Consider the following 22,442-nt stretch of genomic DNA (forward strand, 5'->3'; position numbering starts at 1 on the left):
TTGAACCCATCTTACGCCGCTTTCCATACAGTGTCAACAGCATTTTTAAAATTATTAGACAATTTAGACTAATCAAAATTAAATGTATACGCTTACACCTTTGCTAGACAAGGAATGAAAAAACTTAAAATTTTTTGTATTTTTTCTTCAATTGATTTACTTTACATGAACGGTTTTCTTTTGAGAAAACTTTTGTGATATTTTTTCACATGGTTTTTGATAGATAATGTGAGGTTTCGATGATTTTGTTTTTTCCTTTGGCGTGCCTTTCTAAAGCGTTTTCCTATGAATTTATGATAGAATGAGAGCATCTAATAGAAGGAGGGCAATAATACATGGCTAACATCAGAGGTTATATCGGAACGTATACAAAGGGAGATAGTCAAGGCGTCTATACGTTTACATTAAATACAGACAAACAGCAGATTGAGAAAGTAGAAGTCGCTGCTGAACTCGAAAATCCTACATATTTAACCGTGTCAGAGGATCAAAAGTTTGTTTATGCTGTTGTGAAAAAAGATTCACAGGGCGGTCTTGCTGCTTATCAAATTGATTCAACAACGGGCAAACTTCACTTCATCAACCAAGAGCTTGCCGATGGAGCTTCTCCTTGTCACGTCAGCGTGGACAGTCAAACAAAAACGGCGTATACAGCGAACTATCATAAAGGAACAGCAGAGATGTATGAAATCGATGCTGAAAATGGCTCAGTGATCCGCACGCTGTCACAGGCGCAGCATGAAGGAACTGGCCCTAACGAAGAACGTCAGGAAAAACCGCACACTCACTTTATGGGTCTCACACCTGATGAACAATTTGCAGTAGCTGTTGACCTTGGAACAGATGGAATTTATACGTATAAGAAAGAAGACGGCAAACTCGAGCTTGCTCATACATTTGAAACAAAACCAGGCAGCGGACCTCGTCATATCACATTCCATCCAACGAAATCTGTGGCATATGTGATGACAGAGCTAAGCTCAGAAGTGATTGTACTTCGTTACTTTGAAGATGGTCATTTTGAAGAGATCCAAACAATTACGACCATTCCAAACGATTTTACAGAGAACAATCAAGGCAGCGCCATTCATGTCTCTTCAGACGGCCAATTTGTTTATGCAGGAAATCGTGGGCATGACAGCATTGCGATTTTTAAAACAGACGCTGACGGCAAACTAAGCCTTGTCGAGATTGCTTCTTCTGAAGGAAATTGGCCTAGAGATTTTGTGCTTGATCCAACAGAAGAATTTCTCGTCGGTTCAAACCAAGAATCTAGCAATCTTGTGCTATACAAACGCGACAAAGAAACAGGGCGACTCACTGTCTTACAATCAGACATCCCCGTCCCACATCCAGTTTGCGTGAAATTTTTAGGATAATGAAAAAAAGCCTCCAACTGTGGAGGCTTTTCTTTATGCAGACGGCATACCGCCATCCTCAAGCTTTTGATCAATGAAAGTTGTATCGGTTTTTTCACCGAACCATTTTGACAGCCTGTCTTGTGCTTTCCCTTTCACATCAGCATCAATATACATTGCTACTTGAAAGAGAGCAAATGTGATGGCTCCTAAATCATCTGTGTAGCCGGCACCAATCAATGTATCGGGAATGAGGTCAATTGGAAGGATAAAGTATCCGAGTGCTCCAATAATCAGGGTCTTCGCTTTAACCGGCACTTCGGGTTTTTGTAATGTATAGTAAAGTAATAGCACAGCATAAACAAGAGAGACACCAGCTTTTTGCGCCGTCTTTTTCAGCTTATTCCAAAAGGCATGATCATTAAAATACTTTTTCGAACGCTTTAATAGTTCTTTTTTCTCAGAACGATTCATCATATCGCCTCCATCTTCAGCATAGCCCTTTCCCCTTAGTTATACAAGATATCCGCCCATTCGACAAACAAAAAGCAGCAGAAAGCCGCTGCATTCTACTGCTCTTTGTAAAATTTTTCGATCGCCTTATCGATGTACACCCATCCTTTATAAGACACATGAATTGTATCTTTAAAGAAATAAGGATCATACTCATGCTTAGTCAAATCTGCGACTTGATACCCATTATCTCGAATTTGACGATTGATTTTTTCATAATACCCTGTACGTCCCTCTTTTGGGAAACCAGTGTAATCATACCATTTTCCATTGACAGGAATCGTCACAAACAAAGGCTTCGCCCCAGCCTGCTTTAAAATATCCAGCATGATTTGAAAATCTTTGTATTCTGGTGATTCCGCATAAGAATTTCCTTCACGGGAATCCTTCATCTTCTTCATGATCGGTTTCAGTTTGCGGTCAAACAGTTTTTGATTAATATGAAACGGGTTGTCCCCAGCTCTTTTCGCACCAAAAACGCTCGCTTCTTTTTCAAGATCAGCCCATGTTTTCCCTTTGACCGAAGGAGATGGATGAAGCTTACGCTCATGCCCCGATCCAATCGTATAGTACATGTCTTTCTTTTGAAGCATGCCATAATACATTTTCGCAATAGGAGAAATCGCGCCATAAGCGAACTTGTTTCCTGATAGCTCTGCTTTAAAAAGCTCTGTGATGACCATGTCGTTCTTGACTGCTTTAAACGTCATAATTCTCTTGATCAGTTCTTTTTTCACAGCAGGATCAATTTCTTTATTATACGCGAGATTAAGCGCTTGAAGAGCTGAATAGTTAGGTGCAAAGTGATTCTCGTCAGATCCCCATTTCACAAACCACTGAGGAGACACGATAAACACAAGCTTCTTCCCTTTTAGCTCATCCATATGCGCTGCGAAATTCATCGCATGAATTAATGATTGCGATCCACCTTTTCCAATAAGATAAGGTGTAAACCCTTGAGGATTCTCATGAAAGAAATTCGAAGGGTGATATGGATCAAAACGTGATAGTTCAGAAGATCCATAGATCGGCAAATAAGTTGGATCTTTTAGCATTTCATCTTGTAAATAAAGCCCTTGAAACATCCCTGGATCTAATTCTGTGGCTGACTTTTGTAATTTGTCTTTTGGGATCAGATGTGAGAGCCATGCATTTGGTACAAGAAGAACACCAATGAATAGAACAGCCGCTAAAATAAGCGGCCCAAAAAAACGCTTTTTCATTACTTCATCTCTGCCAGCTGCTCAGCAATGTGGTTAGGCGTATCCCACACATCACGATCGAATTCTGTAATCGGAACAGTGATGCCAAGCTGACTTTCAATTGCCATAAGCAGTTCTACTGTACCAAATGAATCAAGAAGACCTTCTTCAAAAATTGCAATCTCTGGGTTTTCTTTTACAACGTCGTCCTGACAAACTTCTGCAATAATACCGTATACTTGATTTTTAAATTCCATAATTTTCTACTCCCTTAATGATTAATGAAATGGTTTTCCTGAAAAAATATAAAATCCGAAACAAATCACATGGAATGTAATAATGATCGACACAACCATTGTGACCTTATTGTCTGGCCACCACTTGTGCTTTTTATTCCATTTCTCAAATAAATTGTAACCGGACATGATAACTGCATGGTATAGTCCGTAAATAATATATTGAAGTGCAAGTCCGTGCCAAGCACCCATCAAAAGGAAAAGGACAAAGTATCCAATATTTGATACGGCCATACGGTTTTTGATCCACTTTTTCTTTGTCATAAAGAACACAAATCTCATAAACACGTAGTCTCTAAACCAGAAGGACAGCGACATGTGCCAGCGATTCCAGAAGTCTTTAATGTTCCGGCTGATAAACGGTTTGTTAAAGTTTTCTGGTGATTTAATGCCCATGATATAACTCACACCGACAGCAAATGCTGTATAACCAGCAAAGTCAAAGAACAAATACATACTGTACGCATACATATATGTTAATTGCTGAACAAAGTGACTGCTGCTAATGTGATGAATATGCATTAGAATATACGTGTGAATCAAATATCCAATAATGAACTTATATAAGAAGCCGATGAAAATTTTATGAATACCGGCATATAGAAGGTCACTGTAAGCTTCCTTTTCAGGCGGTGTATCCATATCCTTTTCAAACCGGCGGTAACGATCAATCGGACCTGATGAAATCGTTGGGAAAAAGACAATGAAATAGACCAAACGATGAATCGGAATTTTCTTCTTAATCAAGCCGTCTCTTGTCTCAATAATTAACTGAACACCTTTAAATGTTAAGTACGAGATCCCTAAAAAGCTCAGCCAGTTTATTGGCGCCGGCTGGTGCGGCTGATGAGTTAAAAAGAACGGTAATACCTTTGACAGCACAAGCGGTAAAATAGATGCCACCACTGCTGCATAGAAAACGGATGCCTGATTCGCCTTTAACCGGTACGCAATATATAGGCGGATGATAAACACTTGCCACACAGTGAACAAGAAAAGCAGCAGTGCGCCATGTGCATCCTTTGAGAAAATAAGCGCGAGTGCCACAACCGTTGCAAACATGTTGTAGCCCTGCATTCTTTTGCCGCGAAGACCAAGAATGATCGTCGGTAAAAGAAGAATACCAATTAGAATGAAGAAAAAGAATGAACTAAACGGAATCATAGAAGAACCTCTTTCGCGATTCTCTTACGGTCAACCTTCCCGTTTGGCGTCATGTACAGCTGCTCAAGATAGACAAACTTCCTTGGAATCATGTACGCTGGCAGTGAATCTGCCATTTCTTTCTTAATCGCACTTGTCAGCTGATATTCTTTTTCAAAAGAATGCGCTGCTGGGACAATCGCTGCAATCAAGTACTCCACATGACCGTTAGGCTGGAACGGCACAATCACACAAGCATTGACATAGGTTGTCTCGCTCACATGATATTCAATTTCTTCAAGCTCCATCCGGTATCCATGCAGCTTAATTTGATAGTCCAGACGGCCATGGCACGTAATTAATCCATCCTGCGCCACACCTGCGTCACCTGTACGGTAAGCAGGGCGTCCTTCATATTCAAAGAACACTTTATCCGTTAGAGCTTGTTCACCTAAGTAGCCTCTCGTGACGCTTGGCCCCACGATGACAATTTCGCCTTTCTCACCATCAGGAAGTGTCTTGCCTTCTTCATCTAAAATGACGATATCTGTATCAGGTTTGGCATAGCCGACTGGTAAAGAATCGTGCTCATCAAGAACCGCCTGCGTGACTTCAATAGAAGTGATCGCAACAGTTGCTTCAGTTGGACCATACGTATTAAAGACCTGTGCCTTTGGAAAACGCTCAAGGAGTGCACTTGCTACAGCTACAGGAAGCGCCTCACCGCAGAACAAGAAAACTTTCAGCTCTGGTAAAAGCTCCCCTGTAAAGGAAGGGTCCATTAAGCACATTTGCACAAAGGAAGGTGTAGATGTCCACACTTCAACGTCAGATTGACCAAGTGCTGCAAACATATCCTTCGGCTTATTCACGAGATCTTTCACTAAACAGTAAAGCGTGCCGCCTGATTGAAGGGCTGGATAGATATCCATCACTGATAAGTCAAAAGAAAATGGCGCTTGGTTTAAGAACGTGCGCCCCTCACCAATTGGAAAGTCGCGGCACATCCATTCTGTAAAGCTTTCGAGATTATTGGCTGTTACTTGAACGCCTTTAGGTTTCCCGGTACTACCAGACGTATAAATGATATAAAAGACGTCATCCTGTTGAACCCACTGCGAGGATGGCGGTGCTTCTTTTTCAAGAGCTAAAAGCGATGCCGCACTCTTCACTTCAATGTGTTCTTCTACATTTAGTAAATTCTGTTCGTTTGCACAAATCAATAGACTGGCTTTTGAGCTTTCAATAATTGAGACGATACGCTCAGCAGGGATTGAGATGTCAACCGGTATATACGGTCTGCCTGATTTCACACTGCCTAAGAAAGAAATCAGCATCTCTGGCTCCATATGACCGTATACAATGACAGGTGCACTGCCTGTTGCGACTGCATCAATCGCACCAGCCATTTGGTCTGATAAATGCCAAAGCTCATCATATGTGATCGAAGCATGTTGAGAAACAAATGCTGGCTGTGTCGGTTTCGTTTGCTGGTATTCATGAATCGTGTGTAATAGTTTCATAGTTTAATCTCCAATTAAAAATCGTTGTAAATGAATGATCCCGTATTTGCTGTATGGAATCCGTAAATAAAGAACAATAATAGCAAAATAAGTAAGTAAAAACTTGTATATCCTATCCATTTTACAGACTTATTTTCTGATAGCTTTTTGAATAGCATATTGATAACCTCTTTTCTTTTGACACTTATAGAGACGCATGGATCATCAAAAGAGTTTCATATCAAATCATAAAAATTTTAAGAAAAGATAAAAAAAAGATGTCGAATTGATGAACATGTCATTAGGCAAAGCTGTCTTATTGTAACAAAGATTTAATATATTTGAAATGAAATCCAAGCTTAAATTTGCCTTAAAATTGGTGAAAGCTGTCGAACAAATGCAAAAGCCACCTAGTCAGCCTAGATGGCTTCGATCTCAATTACTTCTTATATTTATTGACTTCGAACATGAGAATGTTTTTAAACACTACATAATCCTTTTTACTTTCAAATGGACCTTTGTTATTGTCATGCTCGTCAATTTCATAAAAACCTGGTCCTTCTCCCGCATCACGCTTCTTGTACCAGGATAGGAAGGCATTGACTTCTTTCATTGAAAGGTCATACTCTTTCTGCAAGCCGTTGACCATTGTGATGATGAGGAGAGCATCGCCATCTTCATCTGTTCCATCGTCTTTAGGCGGTGTTGTTGGTTCTGGGTCTTTGTCGCCGGGGGTTTCGGTGTTGTTTTCTTGAGGTAATGCGTCTCTTAGAGAAATAGATAAGACTGATTTAAATTTTTCTTTTGCATTAGGCATATCACCATTTGTGTTTTCTTCTCCTCCAATGATATAAAGATTATCATTGACAATTGCAGCGGAATGTCCCTTTCTATAAAAGGTTTTAGGTGTTTGAACGCTATAACTTGTCCCTAAAATTACATCGCGTACCGATAATCTAGCAGTTCCGCCTGTAAGCAAAACTTTACTATTGTAAACAGCAGTCGCATAATACCCTGCTGACCATCCACCTTGCTTTTTAATCCATGTATCCGTATCAGGATCGTATTCACCGATCATTTTATTTAAAGACTCAGTTCCCCCAGATAAATATAACTTTCCATCTATCTCATTTAATGTTCCGGCAGTCACAATATAATCTAAAGAACTTTTCTTTTCCCATTTTTTCGTTTCCGGATCATAGCTGTATGTTTTCATTTGATAGTTACCTTCTTTTGCGACAACAAAAATCTTTCCTTTTACACTGCTCGCATATATTCTATATGGGGAAACTTTTTTTTCCAGCGGAATATCTTCAAGCTTCTCCCAAGAATCATTTTTAGTATTATAAACTTCAACTGTCTCCACAACTCCATCTGTAGACATTCCACCAATGACATATATCTGGTCATTTAGAATCGCCGTAGCCGCCCCATATCTAGGGGTTGGCATTGATGTTTTACTTGACCATTCATTTTTCTGCGGATCATAAACATAAGTTTGATCTGCACCTTGCAGTCGCCCTGGACCCCGACCACCTATTACATATATTTTGCCATCAACTACTCCACTACTAGCACCAACACGTGCCTCTGGCAAATCTGCTTGTTCTTTCCATTCTACTGTTTCCGCTTTTACTGAATGTAACGGATAAAATAATGACGTAATTAATAGGAAGAATATTAAGCTTAATTTTTTCAAGAAAATCACTCCTTAAAATTGTTTACCCAACATTTATCGGTTTTTTAATGACTTTCTTCATACTTTTGTTATATTTTTAATAATTTAACACTATATCATCTAATGCCGCTTCACTAACCGTTCATCTATTTTGGAGAAAAAATTATTCTCTCTTTTGAATATTTACCCTTTGCGATTAGTAAAAATAAAATGGATTGTTAATTAAAAAACGCCCTTCCAATGAAGGGCTGTGTTATTAACTACTTTCTTTTGAGTATTTCTTAATCAATGCTTCGCTAATCCTGCTTACGATATAGATCGAAAATGCTAAAACCAGCATCAACGGAAACATGCTTAAACGATCATCTGCAACATATACAATGCTCCCCACAATGATAGCGTTAATAAATGCTTCACCGCCATTTCACCCCTTTGTAACAATCATATACATTTTATTACACAAAAGGTTTAATTGAAATAATTCCCATATAATCAGCAAGTTTCGTTTGTCCGCTCTTAAAGTAGACAGCTATTCCCTTTATGTTGTTCGGACAATTTCCATATGTTAAAATCAACTAAAATACCTATTTAATGGATCAACCAGGAGGTCATTAAGTGACACAGCAAAGCACGCCATCAAAAATGTTATTAATTACTTTACCCGGCGCTATTATTGCCCTTGTGATGACCTTGGGGAAAATTGATACACCTGTAACAAATGTTTTATTTTATATTGTGGCTTTCAGTGTGATGGGTTTAGTTGTTTCAAGCTTATTAAAAGACTTCAGAAAAAAGAAAAATTAACTCCTCATCTTGGGAGCTGTCGTTTATGCAGCTCCCTTTCTTTATGTGGACGCTCTCAAAATTCGAAATGAAAGCAAAAACATTTTGAATGAAAAAGAATTAGAGAAATCAAAATAGGTGCCAGTGAAGTGAGAAAACATTAAAAAACACGCACACCCATTTAGCACTTCCAAAAACCTTAAACAACTTGCACAAACAGAAGAAGCCATTAACACCATGATGGAAACAGTCAAAGCAATTGCTACGAGTACTAACAGAAAGTAAAGGAGAACGGAATGAAAACCCTTGATGCCTTTGAGTTGAAGAATGGAATTGACCAAACGCTGAACAAGTTAAAGCAGCAATCACAGAATGTTAAGTCCCTAGAAAAACAAATCAATCAAATCATCTCCTTAGATGGCGCATTAAAGGGAGAAGCTGGACAAGCGATAAAAGATTTTTATATGGAGTGTCACATTCCTTTTTTGCAATTCTTTCAGATCGTCATTGAAGAATACAGTGGTGTGCTAAAAAAGACAAAACAGGCACTTCATGCGTTTGAATCAAACCCGAATGGTTTTATCTCTCAATCATTCATTGAACACGAGCTTGACCAAGGGTTAAAAAAAGCCGAACGGACCATTTCTGATATTGTATCCGATGTGAATCAAGCCCTCAGCAGGGTAAGCCATATTGAGCATTTGCCTCATGTAGATGAATCTGCTTTTCAACAAAGCTATCAAAAAGCATGGCTTGAGACGTCCAAAACCATCGGACTACTTCATGCATTTGACAGAGAACAAACAGGTGCTCTAAATGAAACAAAAAGTTCCCTTTATACAATGAAGCAATACATAGATACTTTAAGCAAGATGTTCACTGGCCCGAAAATTGAAATTACCAGTTATCAAAAAGGCACTATCTTCAAAGCTGGAAAGGAAGAAAAAATCAGCAGCAACATCAGCGGATTGAATGAAAAAATAGACAACCCTAAAGAAGCCCCAATGATGATCATGCTGAAGAAGCTGAATGATAAAGAGAGATCAAATGTGGATACGATTTTAAATAGGAAACCGTCTAATAAAATCAATCCAAACGCCGTGTTCGTAAATGGAAAAGTATATAATACAAATGAAAAGATTGACTTCGCAAACGCCAAAACAGTTGAAGTTATTCGAGATGGAATGCTATATCGGTTACGAATATCGGATCAAAACAAAGTGAATATTGAAAGCATCACAAAGATTTCTGATGTGAAAACGGGTGAACAAACCTCAAACATCTTAAATACAGCGGTTGAATTTACAGGAATAAATGATGCCATTCGAGTCATCACAGGGAGAGACCCTGTCACAGGTGACAAAGTCGCTGAAATGGACCGTCTAGAATCAAGCATGTACATGATACCAGGAGCTAAAATCGCTAAAGTTGGAAAATATGTTTTTAAAAAAATGAAAGGAGAGAAAGTAGCCAAGAAGATTGTTAAAACTCCTTCCTTCGGCAAACACTCTGTACCAAAAGGTCCGTATCGTGAAGTAAATGGTTTCCCTGTAAAAGTAAAACCAGGCGCTCAAGAGAAACATATTCCTGATGCACCTAACTATAAACAGGAGATAGCTAATGGAAAGAAAAAAAGCATCTTTTACGGGGACAATAAAAAAGCCCAAGAATTGCTTGATAAATATGCTGGTACAGGACACATCCCATCAAAAGGAAGAGAAGTTGTTAAATTTGATCACAAAATAGGTAAAGTATATGAATTAGAAACTGGAAAATATATAGAAACCAATAGAGGAACAATACATTACTCAAAAGATGGTGCTCACATAGTTCCAACAAAACCAATACCATAAAAAAGGATTGATACTCTTGGGATATAACTCTTTAATCAAAATATTAAATAAATATGGTGCCAACGAATTGCGATTAGAGTGGAAAAACGGATTACAGATTATTGGAAAACCAGATGCACTCTATGAAACAGATAATGGGCTAGAAGACGATGATATAAATTATACAGAATATTACGCAGTTGCCTTTATTGTCAAGGATATCATTGCCCAACCTACTCATAATGAAGGAAGAGTATGTGATTGGGTAATACAAGAAGGAAATTCTTATGTGGAAATTTCCCTTTATGATGATCCACCTAAGGCTGTATATTTAGCAGACGGTCAAAAATTATGGGAATTGGACAGCGATGAATAACAATGAAAAGCCCCTCCGTGTCGGAAGGGCTTTCTTTTACTTCCGCTTTACTTCAACATACTTTGAAGTAACTGTAATATAATGGCCTGATTTCAGCTTGTACATTTTTGCCTCATTGACTGTAACGATCTATCAATCATGAATGCTCCACCCGACTTTACTTTTTTGTGCTTTGCTGACCAGCTCGGCTTATCGTAGATACATATCGCTATTCAGCTTCATCACAGCCATTTTAACACCCTCTGGTGACATTTTTTTAGTTGCTGTTTCTGACGATGACGATTCCTTTTTCTTTTTAATCAAAAAGCATCCGCGAGCCTTATCGGATATCCCTCGGCAGTCATTTAACTTGCTTATATTCCTTAACCTTGCGATAGAATGCAGCCTGAGTCATGTTTGATTTGTTCATAACTTCAACTGCAGTGATATTTCCTGCTTTCCATTCCTTATAAGCCTGCTCAAGTTTTAGGTCTTCCAAGATGTTTAACCCTGTGCCTTTGCTGAAGCAATGCCCTCAGCTGGACGAGTCTTAATTTAGTTCTCTCTTCTTCTCCTTCGCCTTCATACATTTCTCGACTTCCGATAAATTGGTCTGCAACTTTTATTACATCCCAACCTTGATTGCAACGTAATACGTTGAATTACTTGTTTTTGAACATGTTCATTCCAACCTACTCATGAAAGCTTACTGAAATAAATAACTCCTTCACAAGTTTATTCATTATTAATACTTGGATTAGCAGTAAACAACATAAACATTAAAGGGAATGTGTACAATTGGAGGGAGTTAAATGACACAAGAATCTAATGAGCGTAAGTTGCAACAAATAAAACAAATGCAACAGATGTTTCTAGAGAAAATGAAAACTCAACCTTATCCCATGTACCCTAATTACGGAAAAATCACACGCTATGAAGAAATCCCGATTAATTTACCTGAACAACGTCAACTTCGTCATCCGGGTGTAGAAGGTTTAATGGTACCACTTCCAATTATTGAAAATACAAATTACAAAGGGAGTGGTAAGTTAGCGGGAAAAGTTGCTCTTATTACAGGAGGGGATAGTGGTATTGGTGCAGCAGTAGCCATTGCCTTCGCAAAGGAAAGCGCTGACGTTGCGATTGCATACTTAGATGAACATGAAGATGCTAATAGAACAAAAGCAAGAATCGAAGAACTCGGGCAACGTTGTTTATTGATGCCAGGAGACTTGCGAGATAAAAGGCAATGTATCACCATTGTAGAGAAAACAGTAAAAACCTTCGGACGTCTAGATGTTCTATGTAACCACGTTGGTATCCAATTTCAACAACCAAGCCTTCTTGACATTACAGACGAACAATTTGATGACACCTTTAAAGTCAACATATACTCACATTTTTACACAACCAGAGCAGCGCTTCCTTACTTAAAACCAGGCAGTTCTATTATCGGTACTTCTTCAGTTGTAACGTATGTAGGTGAGCAACAAATGATTGATTATACAGCCACAAAGGGTGCAATTGTTGGTTGGACACGTGCTTTGGCTAAAAATGTTGTCAAACAAGGAATTCGTGTAAACGCCGTTGCTCCAGGTCGAATCTGGACGCCACTAATTGCAGCAAGCTTCTCGTCAGACCAAGTGGCTGTATATGGAGCATTTAACCCAATGGAACGAGTTGCACATCCATTTGAACTCGCACCAACATTTGTTTATCTAGCTTCTGATGATTCACGTTTTGTTACAGGTCAAGTGTTGCATGTTGACGGTGGGGAATCCACACATTCCTAATATAAGGAGGTCATTGGATTGAGATATGAATTTAATCCAGAAGTAGAGTTATTACTTGTAAACCATTCAATGAAAAAAGTTACTATGGTTTATATTGAGGATTCATGGCTAATGTCTGAAATTGGGCGTAGACCGCCTTATTATTGCTACCCAAATTACGAACTGAATTATCCAATCATTTAAATAAATCGCAGTTATTCAGGTACGTTTAGGGTATACAAAATTTGATAAAAAAATAGGGAACGGAAATACTTAAAAATAAATCTGCTCCCAAGACCCTAATTTGAAGCGAGAAACGAACTTACATTCCAACAAACAAAAAAAGCCTGAAACCCTTTATAATAAAGGGTTTCAGGCTTTTAATATAGTACGTCCCAGGAGAGATTCGAACTCCCGACCGACGGCTTAGAAGGCCGTTGCTCTATCCTGCTGAGCTACTGGGACATGTTGTTATGTAGTGTGCTTTGGTATATTACCTCAGCGACAAGATTTATTATATTACTATTGTTCTTTAAAGTCAACGGTTTTTCGAAAGTTTTTTCATAAGGGGCAAATGCTGCACCCTTATGAAATACCTTCCAATGTGACAGTGTTTTCGAGGTCTTGTATGACCTGACCTTCGTCCGTGAAAAACTGTACGTTTGCTTCGCTTCCATCTAGTGTCAGTATAGCATAGCTGCGCTCTTTTCGCACTCTTGGCAGGTGTACGCTGCCTGGGTTAATGAGCAGTTTTCCTCTTAGCAGTTCACTGCCTGGGATGTGCGAGTGGCCAAAGCAGATAATGTCTGCGCCCAGCTCTTCTGCACGGTAGTAGACTTGAAGCAAGGATTGTTTGATGCCATGCAGATGTCCGTGAGTGAGAAATAGTTTTCTGCCTCCATCAAGTGGGAGCAGGAGCTCTTCTTCAAAATCGCCTATAAAGTCACAATTTCCTTTGACGACTTTGTATCCTTCAAGTGCTGGGTGGTTCGTTTCGAGTTCTGAATCTCCGCAGTGAATCATCATGTCGACTTCAGCCGCATGTCGTTTGGCAATGGTTTGAAGTTCGTCTGTGAGTCCATGACTGTCACTAATGATGAGTATCTTCATGGCTTCATTCCCCCTTATTCATTTGCGTCTAGCAGTGATGAAAGCTTTTGAAGCGCGACCGCTCGATGGCTGATCTTGTTTTTCTCCTCTGGTGATAACTCCGCCATCGTCTGGTCTTTGTCTTTGACGATGAAAATTGGGTCGTATCCAAAGCCGTTTTCGCCGATTGGTTCTTCTGCGATGAATCCTTCTACTGATCCTTCTACCGTCTTTGTTTCTTTGCCCGGTATGCTGACAGCAAGGGCACATCTGAATCTGGCTGTGCGGTCTTCTTTTTCAATGCCTTGAAGTTCGCTCAGCACTTTTTCCACATTCTCAGCATCGTCTTTATGCTCACCAGCGTATCTCGCTGAATACACGCCGGGTTTCCCACCCAGATAATCAATGGACAGACCAGAATCGTCTGCAATGACCATTTCGCCTGCTTTGGCTTGAATCGCCTCGGCTTTGATGATGGCATTTTCTTCGAAGGTTTGTCCTGTTTCTTCAATCTCTTCAGTAAATCCGATGTCTGCTAGTGTTTTGACCGTGAATCCTTTTGGCTCAAGAATGGCTTTGAATTCTCTCGCTTTGCCCGCATTGTGCGTTGCAATGATGGCTGTTTTCATCCTGATCAAACCCTTCTCTTTATTCGATGACTTCTCCTGTTACTGCTTTTTGCTTTTCGATTAATTCTTTGATGCCCTTTTCGGCTAAATCAAGCAGTCCGTTTAGCTGTTCTCTTGAAAATGTCGCTTCTTCGCCTGTGCCTTGAAGCTCAACAAAGCGTCCAGCGCCTGTCATGATGACATTCATATCTACTTCAGCTGAAGAATCTTCTTCATAGTTTAAATCTAACAGAAGCCCCTGCTGAGAATCAATTCCGACGGATATTGCCGCTAAATAATCAGTGATCGGGTTTTCTTTGATAACGCCTTCTGCTCGAAGCTTTTGAATCGCAAGTGTCATGGCGACAAAAGCCCCTGTAATGGACGCTGTGCGTGTGCCGCCGTCTGCTTGAATGACATCACAATCAATCCAAATCGTGCGTTCGCCAAGCTTTTCTAAATCCACGACTGCGCGGAGTGCTCGTCCAATTAAGCGCTGAATTTCCATTGTACGTCCTGTGACTTTTCCTTTAGATGATTCCCTTATCGTTCTTTGTGCGGTTGCTCTTGGAAGCATGCTATATTCTGCTGTAATCCAGCCTTTTCCTTCTCCTCTTAAAAAAGGAGGTACGCGGTCTTCGATAGATGCGTTACAAATCACCTTCGTATTTCCCGCTGAGATTAAGACAGAGCCCTCAGGATGTGTGATGTAGCCTGCCTCTATTTCAATTTTTCTTAATTCGTCATATTGTCTTTCATCTAATCTCATGTTTTACCTCCGTTACAATATACATTCCGCGCGCGTACCAGCGGGGTTCTCCTACTAATTTTGACAACCTCGGCTTGTTCTAACCGCTCGGAATAAAAAAGAGGCAGCGAATATGCATGCCTCTTTTTCTCCATTATATCAATGTGTGACGTTAAAAACTACCTGTATTCACTTGTTCTGGTCTTGAAACCGGCTTTGTGAGCTCTGCTCCTTTTTCGTTCACAAGCTCCGCCTTGCCGTTTACCTTGACGGATACGCTTTTAACGTCCGGCAGCTCTGTTAATGTGAGCACAATGCTATTAAGAACTTTTTGTGAAATAACCTTTTTCTTTTCATCTGCACTGCCAAAAATAGATTCATTAAAATCAAGTGTCACATGTCCGTCTTTTACTTTTGGAACATCATTCAGCTTCACATCTTGATCAAAGTCTGTGAGCAGATGGCTTGTTTTACTTGGTCCAGAGACGAGCTCATCAATCGCTGCTGTAATTGGATCATACTCGTCTTTTGGTGCTCTTGTAGTGACCGGAACGTAATAGGTCTGTTCATCAGATTCTGCTAAATAATAGACAGTTACAGGCTTTGTCGCCGTCATATCAGCGGCAGCCTCGTGCTGAATATTAATCCCATCTTCTCTGCTTAAATCATCTGATATCGGTGTACCGTTCACAGGCATTTCTTTTAATTCATGTCCATTCATCTTCAATTTCACTTTGGCGATGGAATCAAACTGCGTTAGCGTCCAAGTGACAGATTGCAGAATGCGCTGTTCGTCTTCCTTTTTATAGTTTTTGAATTCATTTGAGAAGTCAACAACAGCCGTGCCATCTTTAATATCGACAGATACACTCGTGTCAGCTGGCAAAACCGCTCTGAATCCGTTTGGCATTAAGTTAGAAATAGGTCCCCCATCCACGAGATATTCAAGGGTTTGTTTGGCACTTCCTTCATTTTTTGGCAATGGGATAGATTGAGAAACGACATAACCGTTTTTATCAATTAAATATAATTCTCTCATGACTGTATCAGCCTGCTTCTCTTCTTTTCCTTCTTTGGCTGTTTGTTTGTCTTCTTTATTTTCTTTCACATATGTGACGTTTTGTGGTGGATCAATCTCTGTTTTCGCTTGGTCTGTTTGAAACAATCCGCATCCTGACAAAAGCATGGCTGACGCGATACACGTAACAGCTGCTGTAGATCCTTTTTTCAGCATACTTCACCCTCCTCTAGTAGTTTGTACTACTATGTATACGAGCTCCCCCAGAGGATTAGACCCATTTCATAAAAAAATAACCCACCTCAAGTAGAAGCGGGTTATTGCTGATAGACATGTTCAAGTGACACGGTTTCGACCTTCCCTGGCAGATAGCCAAACCAGTCACGAGCGATGTTTTGAAAATTTTTCTGCTGCCCTGTTGTGTAAAATGTATGGACAGGCTCTTCTTTGGACGTATTCAACAGACCTTTGTATGAAAGAATGGTACTTGCTTCTCTAGCTGTCTCATCCCCTGATGAAATGATGCTCACTTCACTGCCCATAAAGCGCTGAATCGGCTCTTTTAAAATCGGATAGTGTGTGCAGCCAAGAATGAGTGTATCAATTCCTGTTTCTTTCAACGGTTCAAGGGAAGCTTTCACCACTTCATCTGCTGTCTGATCTAAAAACGTACCGCTTTCCACAAATGGAACTAGCAGCGGACACGCCAGGCTTTGAACCGTCAGCCCTGCTTTGAGTGATAAAAGTGCTTCTTTGTATGCCTCGCTCTTGATCGTATTAACTGTGCCAATGACGCCGATATGCTGGTTGTTTGTCACCTTGATCGCTGTCCGGGATCCGGGCTGAATCACACCAATAACCGGAATATCAAGCGTTGCTTTGATTTCATCAAGTGCGATCGCCGTGGCTGTGTTACACGCAATGACAAGCATTTTAATATGGTGATGTCTTAATAAGTAGTGCGCCATTTCCCATGTATATTGAAGAACCTCTTCTTCTTTCCGCGGGCCATACGGACATCGTTTCGTATCGCCTACGTAGATGATTTTTTCTTTTGGCAGTTGTCTCATGATTTCCTTCGCAACGGTTAAACCGCCGACGCCGGAATCAATGACGCCGATTGGTTGATCCAACAAAATCGCCTCATTTTCTTTTCATTTGCTGCTGTAGTTTCGTTAAGGATTGGTTGAAAACGATGGCTTCTTCTTCTGAGAAAGCCCCTAGAAGTTCACTGACGTATTCTTGGCGTTTGACAATCACTTCTTGAATGATCCGCTCGCCTTCAGGCAATAAATGAATGCGAACCACACGGCGGTCAGATGGATCCTTTACCCGTTCAACAAGTTCACTTTTTTCCATTCTATCAATTAAATCAGTGGTTGTACTGCAAGCCAAATACATCTTTTGTGATAGCTCACCTATTGTCATATCTCCGAATTCATAAAGCCACTGAAGACCTACGAATTGAGGAGGTGTAATCGTATATTGATTCAGGATTTCTCTGCCTTTTTGCTTAATAATTGCAGCAATATGGCGTAATGATTTTTCAATCTCTGCAACATGGCCTGACTCATTCGTTTCCATTTCATTGATACCTCACTATAGCATCTCACTTTGATTAAAATGTACATTTCTATTTTCCTTGTTTTTCAAAGAAAATGCAAGAAGAGACTCATGGAAACCATATAGAAATAACCGGCTCCTTCCCAATATGGAAGGAAAACCGGCTGACGTTAGAGCTCTAGCTCACCCATACGCAGAAGCTCGACTACGGCCTGTGAACGGCCTTTGACTCCTAGCTTTTGCATGGCATTCGAAATATGATTTCGAACAGTCTTTTCGCTAATAAAAAGCTCGCTTGCAATTTCTTTTGTTGTTTTATCTTGGACGAGCAATTCGAATACTTCTCTTTCTCTTTTGGTTAATAGCGGCTTGGATTGAAACTCTTTCTCCTTCAAGTATTGTAACCCTCCTTGCTAAGGTGAGAGCTCTAGTCTCTATAGAATGGGATTCTGTATAGTCGAGATATCATATGCCGGGTGCAAGGGGTAGGTGACGTTAAAATCGAGAAATCCCGTATATGAGCGTCCAATTCACTGCGCTTTCATCCACACAAAAAAGGACGAGTCTCCTACCCGAGACATCGTCCTTTTTTATCCAGTATTTAAAAGATTGAAATGGCGCCTGTTAACAAAGCAATAAGTGTTGTAAAAAGGGCTGTTAACACGGTCCATAGCAGTGCGTATTTTTGCAAATCGCCAATATCTTTGTTCAGCATACTGACAAGAAGCAGTGTTGAAGCCACAAGCGGGCTCAGTAAGTGAACAGGCTGTCCGATGATAGAAGCGCGTGCAATCTCCACTGGATCAATTCCGTAAGCTGCGCCAGCTTCAGCCAAGATTGGCAGCACCCCGAAATAGTAAGCATCATTTGAAAGAACAAATGTAAACGGCATACTCGTCAAAGCAACAATCAGCGGGAAAAATGAGCTGTAGGAATCCGGAATCATGTAAATCACCAAATTGGCAATGGCCTCAACCATTTTTGTTCCCGAAAAGATCCCAGTGAAAATCCCTGCTGCAAATACAAGTGTGATAACCGTTAATGCGTTTCCTGCATGTGATAAAATTCTCTCGCGCTGATCTTCAATTTTTGGATAGTTGATCATGAGAGCAATCACAAATCCAATTAAGAAAAGTACGGGAATCGGTATGATATCTAGAACTAGTGTGACCATGACAGCAATTGTTAGAAAAAAGTTAATCCAAATCAAATTCGGTCTCTTGATATCAGCGACTCCATCCTCGATTGACGCAGCCAATTCAGGAGAAATGGACACTTCTTCTTTGTGCTGTATCTCTGCAATCCCAATCCGTTTTCTTTCTTTTTTCCCGAGTACATACGCAGTAAAAAGGATAAAAAGACCGCCTCCAATCATCGTTGGAAGTAATGGAATAAAAAATTCACCTGCATCTAATCCAAGCGCCGCGATGGCACGAGTAGCCGGGCCGCCCCAAGGCGTCATTCCGCTCATAATTCCTAAGGATAATAATGAAACTGTTCCTAAAATTAATGGGTTCATCCCAATTCTTAAGAAAAGTGGCAACATTGCTGATACGGTAATCATATACGTTGTTGTTCCATCTCCATCTAAAGCAACAAGCATAGACAAAATCGCTACCCCAAAAGCAATTTTGACAGGATCACCTTTTACAATACGTAAAATGAGTTTAATTAGAGGATCAAATAATCCAGCATCCAGCATGACACCAAAGAATAAAATTGCAAATAACAATAAAGCAGCTGATGGTGCAACAGTTTTCAATCCATCAAGCATCATGTCGCCTAAACCTTTGTTAAAACCGCCGATCAATGCAAATACGATAGGTACAATGGTTAAAGCCGCCACCGGATGCATACGTTTCGTCATAATAAGAAATGTAAATGTCAAGACCATCAAGATCCCTAAAATAGCTAGCACTTCATATCCCTCCATCCTCTTCTTCACATGATCTGCAAGCACCCCTTTGCACTTGCGACCTACATGTTAGCGCTTTCTATTTCAAGGATATAATAGCTTTTTTTATAATGAAAATATCGATTTTTTCGTATATTCAATAAATTTCTTTTATAATTAACCTTGCTGATTTCTTAAAAACTCAATGAATGCTTTCACAACAGACAAATGGAGTGAATCTGGCTGGTACATGAGCCATGTATCTCTTAAAACAGGCTGTCCATCTTTATACGAAAGACCTTTTACAAATAACTCATCACTTGGTCTGAGGCAAATTTCCGGGACAATCGCATAGCCTAAACCATGCTTCACCATCTCTTTTGAAGTATCCTGCCGATCAGTCTCCATCGTGACAAGCGGGGGCATTGTGAATGTTTCCTGCCACCATCTATTAATCAGCCGTTTTAATGAACTGTCTGTATGATAGTCAATGAGCGGCAGCGCCGGGAGATCCTTTAGCTGAATTTCTGATTTTGAAATGATACAAAGCCGCTCTTTATCGAGCAAAAATCGTTCTCCATTCCAGTCGTAATCTCCTCTTAAAATGCCTAAATGTACACTTGATGTCCCTAATAAATCCATGACTTTTGTGCTCCAGCCTGTGTTTACCATAAATTGAACATGTGGATACTGCTTAGAAAATCCTTTTAAAATTTCAGGCAGTTTATACTGGGCAAAGTTACTTGAAACCCCTAACCGGATCGTTCCTTTGACCTTTTTTTGCATATTGAGCATACCATCTTTCGTTTGCTGGAGCTGTTTGAGCATGTCATTTGCGTATTTAGCCAAGTACTCGCCCTCTGACGTAAATTCGATGCCTCGTTTTCTTTTAAAGAAAAGCTTCATATCAAACTCCTCTTCAAGCTGTTTCAATCGGTAACTTAAGGCAGGCTGAGAGACAAATAATTTTTCTGCCGCTTTTGTGATGTTCTTTTCTTCATAAAGCACCTTTAGAAACCGCCAATCTTTTTCATCCATTTTTTTGCCCTCCTTTTTTACTAATCATAAAATATTTTTATCGATTATTCTCAAAATAATGTATTTAACTTATTTCTTATTATACTTTACCATTTTGGTTAGATAAACAGTTAATTAAAAATTGAGGGTGAGAGTAATGAGAAAAGTTCCAATCACAATCATGCGAGGCGGTACAAGCAAAGGGGTATTCATTCAAGCAAACAATGCACCATTTGAACACGATGAACTCGAGGCATTCCTATTAGACATTATGGGCAGCCCTGACCGGCTGCAGGTCGATGGAATCGGCGGCGGTAATTCTTTAACAAGCAAAGTAGCCATTATTGATAAAGCCACCCGCCCAGATGTGGATGTGAACTATACATTTGCACAAGTCAGCATTAATGAGAAATTTGTCGACTTTAAAGGGAACTGCGGGAACATCTCATCAGCCGTTGGGCCATATGCCATCATTAAAGGACTTGTTCAAGCGGTTGAGCCTATTACGACTGTACGTATCCTCAATACAAACACAAATAAAGTCATTACAGCAGAGGTCGAAGTCGAAAATGGAGAAGTAAAATTTGAAGGACAGGCAGAAATTCCAGGAGTAAAAGGGACAGGTTCTCCCATTTATTTATCTTTTGAAAATCCTGAAGGCGCTGTCACAGGCAAAACCTTTCCGACTGGAAACAAAATTGATACGATTCAAACAAAGTTTGGAGAGATTCCAATCTCGATCGTTGACATTGCAAATCCAATTGCCTTTATTCGTGCCAAAGATATTCAATTAAAAGGAACTGAATTGCCTGAAGAGTTTACAGACGAATTACTGGATGATTTAGAAGAAATTCGTTCTATCGCTGCTGAAATGTGCCACTTTGCACCAAAAGAAATGGCGACATTACAATCTCCAGCTGTTCCAAAGCTTGCGCTCATTAGCGAGCCTGCTGATTATGTAGATACAAATGGAGTCTTGAGAAGAGCAGCAGATATGGACATCATCGTTCGTATGCTATCGATGCAAAGACCACACCAAGCACTTGCCATTACTGGCTCTGTCTGCGTAACAGCCAGCTGTTTCTTGGATGAAACGCTTCCGGCTCAGCTGTTTCAAGGAAAAGATGACACACTTCGTATTGGGCACCCTGCTGGTGTGATGCAAACTGAAATTGATATCTCTCAAAACAGAGTCAAAGTCATTCGAACCGCAAGAGAAATTCTAGACGGAGTTGTCTTCACGAAACAAGACTATATCATTCAGCCTCAGATTAAAAGAGAAGCTTAAAGCAGACGAGAACATCGTCTGCTTTTTTTAATGCTCAAGCGGTGCATCAATATCTCCGGCAGAATGGGCTTTTATCTGCCCTTTCTCATCTTTCAACTGGAGATGACCGTAGCGATTGACCCCGCAGCAAATGCCTTCTTCCCACTTTTGTTTTTCACGATCTAACGAGATTCGGAGCGGTTTATGAAGACGATATAATCGTTTGTTATAGAGGGCAGTGAGCGCTTCAAATCCTTCATTCTGCCAGCGTGTATGATACTTTCCAAATGCTGCCGCTAGTTCCTTTACAAGCTGATCGGCTTTCACCTCTGACAGCTCTGACAGGCAAATGGTTTTGTACGGAACATGCTCGGGTTTTGTCTTTACATTGATGCCAACTCCGATATAAATAGCGGTACGGTCTGCTTCAATCAATGTGCCTGATACTTTTGCTTCATTAATGAGAATATCATTGGGCCATTTGATCGCCAGCTGATCTTCAGCCCTCATGAGAGGTTTGAGCACATCATAAATCGCAAGTGCCGTCAACGGAGCGATCGTTGACTGAGTGGAGAGCTCTTCTGGCGGCAAGACCGTCATGGTCACAGCGACATTCCCTGCAGGTGTTTCCCACGGCCTGCCAAGCCTGCCTCTTCCTGCTGTCTGCTGATGTGCATAGACAGCAAATGAGGGCTTTTCTCCTTGCTGCATCAGTCTTTTTGCTTCATTATTTGTACTATCAATGGTGTCATATTGAAAAATCTTCATGTGTTCTCCTTTTGTTTCTCTTAATATCCTTTTTAT

The 22,442-nt window shown here is 40.2% G+C and carries 24 protein-coding genes and 1 tRNA gene; 6 read left to right on the forward strand and 19 right to left on the reverse strand.

The annotated features are described in order from the left end of the window. Positions 1-335 precede the first annotated feature (335 nt). Complete coding sequence (locus AKG37_RS03210; RefSeq protein WP_060697534.1) at positions 336-1,379, forward strand: lactonase family protein; 1,044 nt, start codon at positions 336-338, stop codon at positions 1,377-1,379. A 33-nt stretch (positions 1,380-1,412) separates the two neighbouring features. Here the strand turns inward: AKG37_RS03210 and AKG37_RS03215 are convergent, their stop codons facing one another. The 7 genes from AKG37_RS03215 to AKG37_RS03240 all read right to left on the reverse strand — a co-directional run bounded on the left by AKG37_RS03215 (position 1,413) and on the right by AKG37_RS03240 (position 7,713). Further along, entirely contained in the window at positions 1,413-1,832 is a 420-nt protein-coding gene (locus AKG37_RS03215) for a YkvA family protein (RefSeq protein WP_060697535.1), read from the reverse strand. A gap of 95 nt (positions 1,833-1,927) precedes the next feature. Beyond that, positions 1,928-3,094 (reverse strand): D-alanyl-lipoteichoic acid biosynthesis protein DltD, encoded by a 1,167-nt coding sequence (gene dltD / locus AKG37_RS03220; protein ID WP_060697536.1) that lies wholly within the window; start codon positions 3,092-3,094, stop codon positions 1,928-1,930. After that, on the reverse strand, positions 3,094-3,330 hold the full coding sequence (dltC, locus tag AKG37_RS03225) for a D-alanine--poly(phosphoribitol) ligase subunit 2 (RefSeq protein WP_024423191.1): 237 nt from the start codon (positions 3,328-3,330) through the stop codon (positions 3,094-3,096). Before dltC ends, dltD begins: the two co-directional genes overlap by 1 nt. Positions 3,331-3,351: 21 nt before the next feature. Further along, positions 3,352-4,533, reverse strand: a complete 1,182-nt coding sequence (dltB, locus tag AKG37_RS03230; protein ID WP_060697537.1) for a D-alanyl-lipoteichoic acid biosynthesis protein DltB — start codon at positions 4,531-4,533, stop codon at positions 3,352-3,354. Next, positions 4,530-6,035, reverse strand: a complete 1,506-nt coding sequence (gene dltA / locus AKG37_RS03235) for a D-alanine--poly(phosphoribitol) ligase subunit DltA (protein WP_060697538.1) — start codon at positions 6,033-6,035, stop codon at positions 4,530-4,532. The genes dltB and dltA overlap by 4 nt, the downstream gene beginning before the upstream one ends. A 14-nt stretch (positions 6,036-6,049) precedes the next feature. Beyond that, positions 6,050-6,199 (reverse strand): teichoic acid D-Ala incorporation-associated protein DltX, encoded by a 150-nt coding sequence (locus AKG37_RS18415; RefSeq protein ID WP_024427820.1) that lies wholly within the window; start codon positions 6,197-6,199, stop codon positions 6,050-6,052. A 254-nt stretch (positions 6,200-6,453) separates the two neighbouring features. After that, complete coding sequence (locus AKG37_RS03240; RefSeq protein WP_060697539.1) at positions 6,454-7,713, reverse strand: Kelch repeat-containing protein; 1,260 nt, start codon at positions 7,711-7,713, stop codon at positions 6,454-6,456. Positions 7,714-8,307: 594 nt separating this feature from the next. Between AKG37_RS03240 and AKG37_RS03245 the strand changes: the two genes are divergently transcribed. From AKG37_RS03245 to AKG37_RS03255, 3 genes are all read left to right on the forward strand, one after another. Beyond that, positions 8,308-8,496 (forward strand): hypothetical protein, encoded by a 189-nt coding sequence (locus AKG37_RS03245; protein WP_060697540.1) that lies wholly within the window; start codon positions 8,308-8,310, stop codon positions 8,494-8,496. 275 nt (positions 8,497-8,771) lie between these two features. Further along, positions 8,772-10,328 (forward strand): T7SS effector LXG polymorphic toxin, encoded by a 1,557-nt coding sequence (locus AKG37_RS03250; RefSeq protein ID WP_060697541.1) that lies wholly within the window; start codon positions 8,772-8,774, stop codon positions 10,326-10,328. Positions 10,329-10,344: 16 nt separating this feature from the next. After that, the gene (locus AKG37_RS03255; RefSeq protein WP_060697542.1) at positions 10,345-10,683 is read left to right on the forward strand and encodes a hypothetical protein; all 339 of its coding nucleotides are present in this window, start codon (positions 10,345-10,347) and stop codon (positions 10,681-10,683) included. 340 nt (positions 10,684-11,023) lie between these two features. Here the strand turns inward: AKG37_RS03255 and AKG37_RS18975 are convergent, their stop codons facing one another. Next, positions 11,024-11,161, reverse strand: coding sequence for a hypothetical protein (locus AKG37_RS18975; protein WP_162838472.1), 138 nt, complete (start codon positions 11,159-11,161; stop codon positions 11,024-11,026). Between the two features lie 313 nt (positions 11,162-11,474). On the opposite strand from AKG37_RS18975, the gene AKG37_RS03260 reads away from it, so the two are divergent. Then, complete coding sequence (locus tag AKG37_RS03260) at positions 11,475-12,455, forward strand: SDR family oxidoreductase (RefSeq protein ID WP_060697543.1); 981 nt, start codon at positions 11,475-11,477, stop codon at positions 12,453-12,455. Positions 12,456-12,825: 370 nt separating this feature from the next. Here AKG37_RS03260 and AKG37_RS03265 read toward each other — a convergent pair. The 10 genes from AKG37_RS03265 to AKG37_RS03310 all read right to left on the reverse strand — a co-directional run bounded on the left by AKG37_RS03265 (position 12,826) and on the right by AKG37_RS03310 (position 20,392). Further along, a tRNA-Arg gene (locus AKG37_RS03265) sits at positions 12,826-12,899 on the reverse strand. Positions 12,900-13,019: 120 nt separating this feature from the next. Next, on the reverse strand, positions 13,020-13,544 hold the full coding sequence (locus AKG37_RS03270; RefSeq protein WP_060697544.1) for a YfcE family phosphodiesterase: 525 nt from the start codon (positions 13,542-13,544) through the stop codon (positions 13,020-13,022). 14 nt (positions 13,545-13,558) lie between these two features. Next, positions 13,559-14,161 (reverse strand): XTP/dITP diphosphatase, encoded by a 603-nt coding sequence (locus AKG37_RS03275; RefSeq protein ID WP_193391689.1) that lies wholly within the window; start codon positions 14,159-14,161, stop codon positions 13,559-13,561. A 10-nt stretch (positions 14,162-14,171) separates the two neighbouring features. Continuing rightward, positions 14,172-14,900 carry a ribonuclease PH gene (gene rph, locus AKG37_RS03280; RefSeq protein WP_024427165.1) on the reverse strand — a complete coding sequence of 243 codons (729 nt, stop codon included), beginning with the start codon at positions 14,898-14,900 and terminating at the stop codon, positions 14,172-14,174. 151 nt (positions 14,901-15,051) lie between these two features. Further along, the gene (locus AKG37_RS03285; RefSeq protein WP_060697546.1) at positions 15,052-16,113 is read right to left on the reverse strand and encodes a GerMN domain-containing protein; all 1,062 of its coding nucleotides are present in this window, start codon (positions 16,111-16,113) and stop codon (positions 15,052-15,054) included. 101 nt (positions 16,114-16,214) lie between these two features. Further along, positions 16,215-17,033 carry a glutamate racemase gene (gene racE / locus AKG37_RS03290; RefSeq protein WP_149865063.1) on the reverse strand — a complete coding sequence of 273 codons (819 nt, stop codon included), beginning with the start codon at positions 17,031-17,033 and terminating at the stop codon, positions 16,215-16,217. 7 nt (positions 17,034-17,040) lie between these two features. Beyond that, the gene (locus AKG37_RS03295) at positions 17,041-17,481 is read right to left on the reverse strand and encodes a MarR family winged helix-turn-helix transcriptional regulator (RefSeq protein ID WP_007501606.1); all 441 of its coding nucleotides are present in this window, start codon (positions 17,479-17,481) and stop codon (positions 17,041-17,043) included. Between the two features lie 149 nt (positions 17,482-17,630). After that, positions 17,631-17,855, reverse strand: a complete 225-nt coding sequence (gene gerE, locus AKG37_RS03300) for a spore germination transcription factor GerE (RefSeq protein WP_003184172.1) — start codon at positions 17,853-17,855, stop codon at positions 17,631-17,633. Between the two features lie 206 nt (positions 17,856-18,061). Beyond that, on the reverse strand, positions 18,062-19,378 hold the full coding sequence (locus AKG37_RS03305) for a CitMHS family transporter (RefSeq protein WP_060697548.1): 1,317 nt from the start codon (positions 19,376-19,378) through the stop codon (positions 18,062-18,064). 153 nt (positions 19,379-19,531) lie between these two features. Further along, positions 19,532-20,392 (reverse strand): LysR family transcriptional regulator, encoded by an 861-nt coding sequence (locus AKG37_RS03310; protein ID WP_060697549.1) that lies wholly within the window; start codon positions 20,390-20,392, stop codon positions 19,532-19,534. Between the two features lie 136 nt (positions 20,393-20,528). On the opposite strand from AKG37_RS03310, the gene AKG37_RS03315 reads away from it, so the two are divergent. Then, on the forward strand, positions 20,529-21,659 hold the full coding sequence (locus AKG37_RS03315; protein ID WP_060697550.1) for a 2-methylaconitate cis-trans isomerase PrpF family protein: 1,131 nt from the start codon (positions 20,529-20,531) through the stop codon (positions 21,657-21,659). A gap of 27 nt (positions 21,660-21,686) precedes the next feature. Here the strand turns inward: AKG37_RS03315 and AKG37_RS03320 are convergent, their stop codons facing one another. Continuing rightward, the gene (locus AKG37_RS03320) at positions 21,687-22,406 is read right to left on the reverse strand and encodes a biotin--[acetyl-CoA-carboxylase] ligase (RefSeq protein ID WP_060697551.1); all 720 of its coding nucleotides are present in this window, start codon (positions 22,404-22,406) and stop codon (positions 21,687-21,689) included. Between the last annotated feature and the right edge of the window lie 36 nt (positions 22,407-22,442).

The organism is Bacillus australimaris (genome assembly GCF_001307105.1).
Classification (GTDB): Bacteria; Bacillota; Bacilli; order Bacillales; family Bacillaceae; genus Bacillus; species Bacillus australimaris.